The sequence below is a fragment of the Anaerobacillus alkalilacustris genome, assembly GCF_001866005.1.
Classification (GTDB): domain Bacteria; phylum Bacillota; class Bacilli; order Bacillales; family Anaerobacillaceae; genus Anaerobacillus; species Anaerobacillus alkalilacustris.
The window spans coordinates 1-6,694 of record NZ_MLQR01000008.1 but is presented as its reverse complement, the minus strand read 5'-3'; the positions used below and the strand labels follow the sequence as shown (position 1 = coordinate 6,694).

The following is a 6,694-nucleotide window of genomic DNA, read 5'->3' as shown; positions in this document are numbered from 1 at the left end:
CGGTCGAGGACTTATCCTAAAAATAAGAATTGAATTCACACTCAAGAAACTTATATGTATGTTATCTAGTTTTCAGAGAATGATCTCTGAATTAAATAATATCTAGTGGCGATAGCGAAGAGGTCACACTCGTTCCCATGCCGAACACGATCGTTAAGCTCTTTTGCGCCGATGGTAGTTAGGGGCTTCCCCTTGTGAGAGTAGGACGTTGCTAGGTAAAATAAAGAACACATTCCAATGGAGTGTGTTCTTTTGTGTGTTAATAACTATTTTATATATTTGTACTGCTGCTTCTGCGTCTACAAGCATCGCTTCGTAGTAGGCTTCCTCGAAGCAAAGCTGCATGTAGATTAGTCAATGGAGTATTATCAAGCTGTGATTGAAGTCAGTAGCTTTTCTGCGTCTACGAGTATCGCTCCATAGCGTACCTCCTCGTCGCAAATCAGCATGCTGATGAGCACAGAGAAAAGCGGTACCGTAAAGCGCAGGTCCATGACCAACATACTTACACAAAGAGAAAAAATAGGTCCTATTTCAATTTCCCCATCTTCATTATCATATGAGTAATTTTCACCTTGCTTTTCCCAGGCCCAAGCCACTACTTTAAAATGATAAAAAGAACGAACAGCATCATTCATGATTGCGTGTTAGTTCTTTAGGTTTGTCTTATTTTGCAAATCTGGTGTCACTTAAGATGGTTAGCTAATTGGATCATGGAATCTTTTAGTTACTGGGAAAATAGTGTATTTAAAAAGAGGAAGCGTTCGCCTCCTCTTTTATATCAACCTGTGCACTTTAATGATTTAACGCGGTGGGGGTCAGACCCCCAAAAAGAAGACCCCAAAAAAGATTGCTACTTATGTCAAATGTTGCGATAATAATAGTTATATGCTTTAGAAATGTTAATGAATAGAAAATAAAGAAGCTTATGATAAAAAGTTAATTAGTAATATTAAAGGAGATCAATTCATGGGAAAATATTTTGGGACAGATGGTGTACGTGGTGTAGCAAATAGTGAATTAACACCAGAATTCGCGTTTAAATTAGGACGATATGGTGGTTATGTTTTAACAAAGGGTATAGATAATGCGAAAGTAGTCGTTGGTCGTGATACTCGTATTTCAGGACAAATGTTAGAAGCGGCCCTTATTTCTGGATTATTATCAATAGGTGTAGAAGTTAAACAAGTTGGCATTATTTCAACACCAGGTGTCGCTTATTTAACAAAGAGTTTAGAAGCTCAAGCAGGTGTTATGATCTCAGCTTCTCATAATCCAGTTGAAGATAATGGAATTAAATTTTTCGGCCCTGATGGCTTTAAATTACTAGATTCACAGGAAGATGAGATTGAAACTTTACTAGATCAAGAGATTGATGAATTACCACGCCCAACAGGGGTTAACGTTGGTCAAGTAAAAAGCTGCTCTGAAGGTGGACAAAACTATTTGAATTTCTTAAAAACGACAATTGAAGGCGACTTGAACGGGTTAAAGATTGCTCTTGACTGTGCACATGGTGCAACATCATCGCTTGCACCACAATTGTTTAATGACTTAGGGGCTACTGTATTTACAATGGGGAATTCACCAGATGGTTGTAATATTAATGCTGGAGTTGGTTCTACTCATCCTGAAGCTTTAGCTGCATTTGTTTTAGAAAAAGGGTGTGACCTTGGGCTTTCTTTTGATGGAGACGGAGACCGTTTAATTGCAGTTGACGAAAAAGGAAATATCGTTGATGGTGATAAGATTATGTATATCTGTGCGAAGTTCCTAAAAGAAAAAGGCAGCCTGAAGCACAACACCGTTGTTTCAACTGTTATGAGTAATTTAGGTTTTTATAAAACTTTAGAGGCTCAAGGGCTTCAAAGCGCTATAACTGGTGTTGGAGATCGTTACGTCATGGAAGAAATGATAAAATCAGGTTTTAACCTCGGTGGTGAACAATCTGGTCATATCATTTTCCTTGATTATATTACAACGGGAGACGGCATGTTAGCTGGATTGCAGCTAGTAAATGTGATCAGAGAAACAGGAAGGTCATTAGTTGAGCTTGCAGCAGAAATGCAAACATTCCCACAAGTATTGAAGAACGTACGTGTAACCGACAAGTCACTAATGAATACGAATGAACGAATTAAAGTAGCTATCGCGAGTGTTGAGAACCAAATGGCAGGCAATGGCCGAGTATTAGTTCGTCCCTCAGGTACTGAGCCATTAGTCCGTGTGATGGTAGAAGCTGAAACCCAAGAACTAGCTGATAACTATGTACAACAAATTGTAAACATCGTAGAAGAAGAGATCGGTGTAGAGGTAATAGTATAGTAGAGTCTGAATTCCTCGTGAAATATTGATGAAAAAACAACCAGTGCTCATATGAACACTGGTTGTTGCTTTTTTCTATGAAAAAGATTTGACGTAATCTTTAATAACGATCATTTTTTCGATTTCTTTTACTAAATCTTTAGAAGTTAAACTATGGTTATTATCACCAAGTTTACGTACTTCTTTAAGTATACAAAGCAATTTTTCTTGATTCAGTTGTACCGACATTACTATACCTCCTACTGATTAACAAACTAGTTAATAAATACCAATTTTTATTATATGACAAAAAATACTGTTGGGCTACTAAATATCTAGTAATGAATTTGTAGATTGGTAAAAAAGTCGGAAGAAATAGAAGCTAATATGTTCTTTTTACTATATTTTTCGATAAGTTAGTCCACAAAGACTATCAAATTTAGACAATAAAACCTAATTATATTGTGGTATTAATAGAGTATAATGGAGATGTAAAATCATATTACATTCTTACGTACGAAAAGGCAACCTCACCGAAAGATGATGGACGCAAAACTAAAGGGGCTAAGTCAAATGTGATAAGCCAGCCAGATACCGAACACTTATTACCTTTGAAGTTTGATGTAAACAAGGAGGAGATGTAAATGATGAATTTTTTAGTACAGGCATGGCACAAATGTTTAATGAACTATAACTATACTCTCTATCAGGATTGTAATGATCCAGAAATGAAAGAACAATTCTTACAAAAAGCAACGTTTCACTCAAATAAGATCTAGTTTGGGAGGAAGCATGGGGACGGTTCCTTTGCTTCCTATTATTGTTTTTTTATTAGTACTCTCCGTCTCACCACCAAATCCGTACCGCAGATGTAAACTTAACAACTTAATTCGAATTTACCCAAAAAGTCCTACTTTCTCCTGCATTAAATTCATATTGTTATTTATAGGCGACCGATTATTGATATAATGTATAGTTGTATTACATTACACTCATAGAAAGGTAGACGAAGATGGCAACTTCTCAAATTAATCCCCAACTGATTCATCTACTATTAGATCAGCAAACTATCAATTTGCAAGATCCCCCAACAACGAAAGCGTTACCGGGAAAATATGTAAAAAGTATTCTCAAAAATAAAAAATCACTCAGCCCAATTATAGAGGAAAACTTTCAAATGTTGACTTGTAAAAGCTGTGGCAGAAAAGGAAAATATGATGTCGGGCTAGTAGTTGTGAATATTGATAAGAAAACAAAGACAGAGAATATATCAGATAACATTCAAACGACAGGATATTTTCGATGTAAGCATTGTAATACTGCTGGAAATTGGGAGTTACCAATTAGTCTTCTTATGCAATCTATGATAAGTGCTCTTCCTATAATGGATAAAATTCCAAAACAAAGTATGATTGGTAAAAACCTCTTATTCGATGGGAGTTGGCATAGATACACAACGGATGCAGAGGAACATTTATTAAATCTATTAATAGAAAATCGAAAAGATTCATATCTTTGGAATCGACTTGGGAACTTGTATCATAAGGGAAATCGTCCTGAGTTAGCGGTAAGTGTTTTTGAACATTCAATTTTGATTGACCCAGCTCAAGCTGAATCTCAGTTTACATTAGGCGATATGTTAGCACAAATAAGTGATTTGCCAAACGCCGGATACCATTTCCGTCAAATGCTTCTTTGTGCTGAAGGGTACAAAAAGATGACGGCGGTTAAATTAAGAGAGATGCTAGCAATCGGGCTTCAATTATTATTTATGATGTATGATCATACAAATGGCGAAGTTGCTTTTTTACCCACATTAGATGAAATAAAAGCATCAGGACGTAAAGATGTCCCAGTAAATTTTGCAGAAATAGATTTGGAAATTTTCCCCGATGAAATAGATTCCTTTTTTCCGATAGCCGAAATGTATATGGGAACTAGAGCTAAAGAAATTCCAATAAGACAGAGAACCTTTAGCTTAACGACTACTTCAAAGAATTCGTTAGAACAAAAGAAAAAGAAGGTTAAAAAGAAGAAAAAAAGGAAGTAGAGAAGGGAAACAGGTGGGCAGGTCCCACGTTCAAATTGGGTGGTGCTTTGACTTTGGTAGGGTGTAATCGAACGGTAGAATAAGGAATATACGTTTGCTATAATTACTTAGTAACTACATAACGCAAGGTGGCGGCTGAACTCCCTGAACGAAAGGGGGTGAGGCATATGACGACATATCAAGCATTTAGCTTATTAGCGCAATTTAGTTTAGTGTTAATAGCGCTACTTACACTAATTGTAACTATTGTCGTCAATATAAACAAAAAGAAATAGCCACCCTGCCAGCCGGTGAAGCATGGGTGAAGCATGGGGACGGTTCTCTTGCTTCCTTAGGAACCGTCCCTTTGCTTTCTACCTAAAATAATGAATTTTTTTTAAAAATAGTGAAAAACAAAATAAATTTATATATGATTAATATAATCCCCATTAATTTCTTCCAAAACCTCTAGAAAGAATCCCAACTAGTTATTTTTAAAGAACTTCAATACTAAATCAATGACAATCAACCTTCGTTTCCGAGTTTCCTACGCCTACCGTATCATTTGTTAATGCCTGTACTCTGTGACGATGGGTATGACATTAATCTAATTAACTATCGTACCTTCCCAGATAGTCCATTTATATTATTTAATGTGTTGTAGATACAGTAAACGTTACAAATCCATAAAAAGGAGGTGTTTCAAGTGCCTCGTCGCGCAAGAGAAAAAAGTAGAAGTGGAATTTATCACATCATGTGGAGAGGTGCAAATGGTCAAGAAATATTTCACGACAAAGAAGATTGCCTCAAATTTCTTGACATTTTTAGAAAGTATAAACAAAGAGCAGAGATGAAGGTATATGCTTGGTGCCTGATGAATAACCATATCCATTTACTATTAAAAGAAGGCAATGAATCTATTTCTGTTACAATGAAACGTATCGCAGTAAGCTTTGTTGCCTATTACAATTGGAAGTACAAAACTACAGGCCACCTATTTCAGGATCGATTTAAAAGCGAGAATGTCGAAACGGATCAATATTTATTAACCGTCGTTAGATACATCCACCAAAATCCTGTGAAAGCTGGCATCGCCAAACGTGTGGATCAATGGATGTGGAGTAGTTGTCGCGGATATTATGATCATTCGAGTTCTTCATCACAGGACTTTGTTGATTGTGATTTTATTTTAAATAGGTTTTCAGCAGATCTAACAACTGCCATAGTAAAATTCAAAGCATTTAATGAAAGAGTGAATCAAGATCAATGTCTAGAGGTAGATGTTAAAAGAAAGATAACGGATGATGATGCGAGGCAATTAATAAAAGAGTTACTAGGTACAATTGAAATCACACAAGTAAAGAGTTTACCTAAAATAGAAAGAAACAAAATACTGCGAAAAGTAAAAAGAATTAATGGATTATCACAACGACAAGCTGCAAGAATACTAGGAATATCTCCTAATTTAGTATTTAAAGCATAGTGACCGCCTGTTGAAATAAACGTATCTTCAGCAATTACTTGATCCAATGTAAGCCTTAGTTCTGAAATATAATGAAAGTAATTTTTTATTTGCTATTTTAATAGATGTATGATAATCTTAAAAAGTTGTCATTTCAAACGTGCATCACGCAGAACTTTTTCTGATAAACTTTTTGAAAAAAGTTATTGCGTTGAATGAGTTGTTGTGATAAGATATTCCTTGTCGCTAAAAAGCGAAGTTGAATGACTTGTTGTTTTGATAAAAAAGTTTTAAAAAATAACTTGCGTGGAATTGGGTGTTGTAATACACTAGTTCTTGTCGCTAAAAAAACAACGGCGTAAAACGAATGATGGTTCTTTGAAAACTGAACACACAGCCAAGCGAATTAAAAGAGATAGTAAATATCTCGTCAATGTTTTATTTTGAGCTTTATCAAACACTTTTATGGAGAGTTTGATCCTGGCTCAGGACGAACGCTGGCGGCGTGCCTAATACATGCAAGTCGAGCGAATGGACGGGAGCTTGCTCCCTGAAATTAGCGGCGGACGGGTGAGTAACACGTGGGCAACCTGCCCTGTAGACTGGGATAACTTCGGGAAACCGAAGCTAATACCGGATAATCTTTGGAGCCTCATGGTTCTAAAGTGAAAGTTGGGTTTACCTAACACTACAGGATGGGCCCGCGTCGCATTAGCTAGTTGGTAAGGTAACGGCTTACCAAGGCGACGATGCGTAGCCGACCTGAGAGGGTGATCGGCCACACTGGGACTGAGACACGGCCCAGACTCCTACGGGAGGCAGCAGTAGGGAATCTTCCGCAATGGACGAAAGTCTGACGGAGCAACGCCGCGTGAGCGATGAAGGCCTTCGGGTCGTAA

General features: G+C 36.9%; 7 protein-coding genes, 2 rRNA genes and 1 riboswitch. Of the genes, 7 read left to right on the top strand and 2 right to left on the bottom strand.

Annotated features, from left to right (window positions below; all coding sequences use genetic code 11):
- Positions 1-101: 101 nt before the first annotated feature.
- Positions 102-217: ribosomal RNA gene (gene rrf / locus BKP37_RS06190) — 5S ribosomal RNA — on the top strand.
- A gap of 151 nt (positions 218-368) precedes the next feature.
- On the opposite strand, the gene BKP37_RS06185 is transcribed toward rrf, so the two are convergent.
- Positions 369-638, bottom strand: a complete 270-nt coding sequence (locus BKP37_RS06185; protein WP_071308778.1) for a hypothetical protein — start codon at positions 636-638, stop codon at positions 369-371.
- A gap of 331 nt (positions 639-969) precedes the next feature.
- Here BKP37_RS06185 and glmM point away from each other — a divergent pair, with 331 nt between their 5' ends.
- Positions 970-2,325 carry a phosphoglucosamine mutase gene (glmM, locus tag BKP37_RS06180; protein WP_071308777.1) on the top strand — a complete coding sequence of 452 codons (1,356 nt, stop codon included), beginning with the start codon at positions 970-972 and terminating at the stop codon, positions 2,323-2,325.
- Positions 2,326-2,400: 75 nt separating this feature from the next.
- Here the strand turns inward: glmM and BKP37_RS19920 are convergent, their stop codons facing one another.
- The gene (locus tag BKP37_RS19920; RefSeq protein WP_169823086.1) at positions 2,401-2,553 is read right to left on the bottom strand and encodes a YwzD family small protein; all 153 of its coding nucleotides are present in this window, start codon (positions 2,551-2,553) and stop codon (positions 2,401-2,403) included.
- A 264-nt stretch (positions 2,554-2,817) separates the two neighbouring features.
- Positions 2,818-2,903: riboswitch (cyclic di-GMP riboswitch) on the top strand.
- Between the two features lie 45 nt (positions 2,904-2,948).
- Between BKP37_RS19920 and BKP37_RS20650 the strand changes: the two genes are divergently transcribed.
- The 5 genes from BKP37_RS20650 to BKP37_RS06165 form a co-directional block, all read left to right on the top strand.
- Complete coding sequence (locus tag BKP37_RS20650; protein WP_281243007.1) at positions 2,949-3,083, top strand: hypothetical protein; 135 nt, start codon at positions 2,949-2,951, stop codon at positions 3,081-3,083.
- A gap of 233 nt (positions 3,084-3,316) precedes the next feature.
- Positions 3,317-4,354 carry a tetratricopeptide repeat protein gene (locus BKP37_RS06175; RefSeq protein WP_071308776.1) on the top strand — a complete coding sequence of 346 codons (1,038 nt, stop codon included), beginning with the start codon at positions 3,317-3,319 and terminating at the stop codon, positions 4,352-4,354.
- Between the two features lie 167 nt (positions 4,355-4,521).
- Positions 4,522-4,629 carry a putative holin-like toxin gene (locus BKP37_RS20420; RefSeq protein WP_245712453.1) on the top strand — a complete coding sequence of 36 codons (108 nt, stop codon included), beginning with the start codon at positions 4,522-4,524 and terminating at the stop codon, positions 4,627-4,629.
- 410 nt (positions 4,630-5,039) lie between these two features.
- Entirely contained in the window at positions 5,040-5,816 is a 777-nt protein-coding gene (locus BKP37_RS06170; RefSeq protein ID WP_071308775.1) for an REP-associated tyrosine transposase, read from the top strand.
- Positions 5,817-6,257: 441 nt separating this feature from the next.
- Positions 6,258-6,694, top strand: a 16S ribosomal RNA gene (locus BKP37_RS06165); the annotation flags it as partial.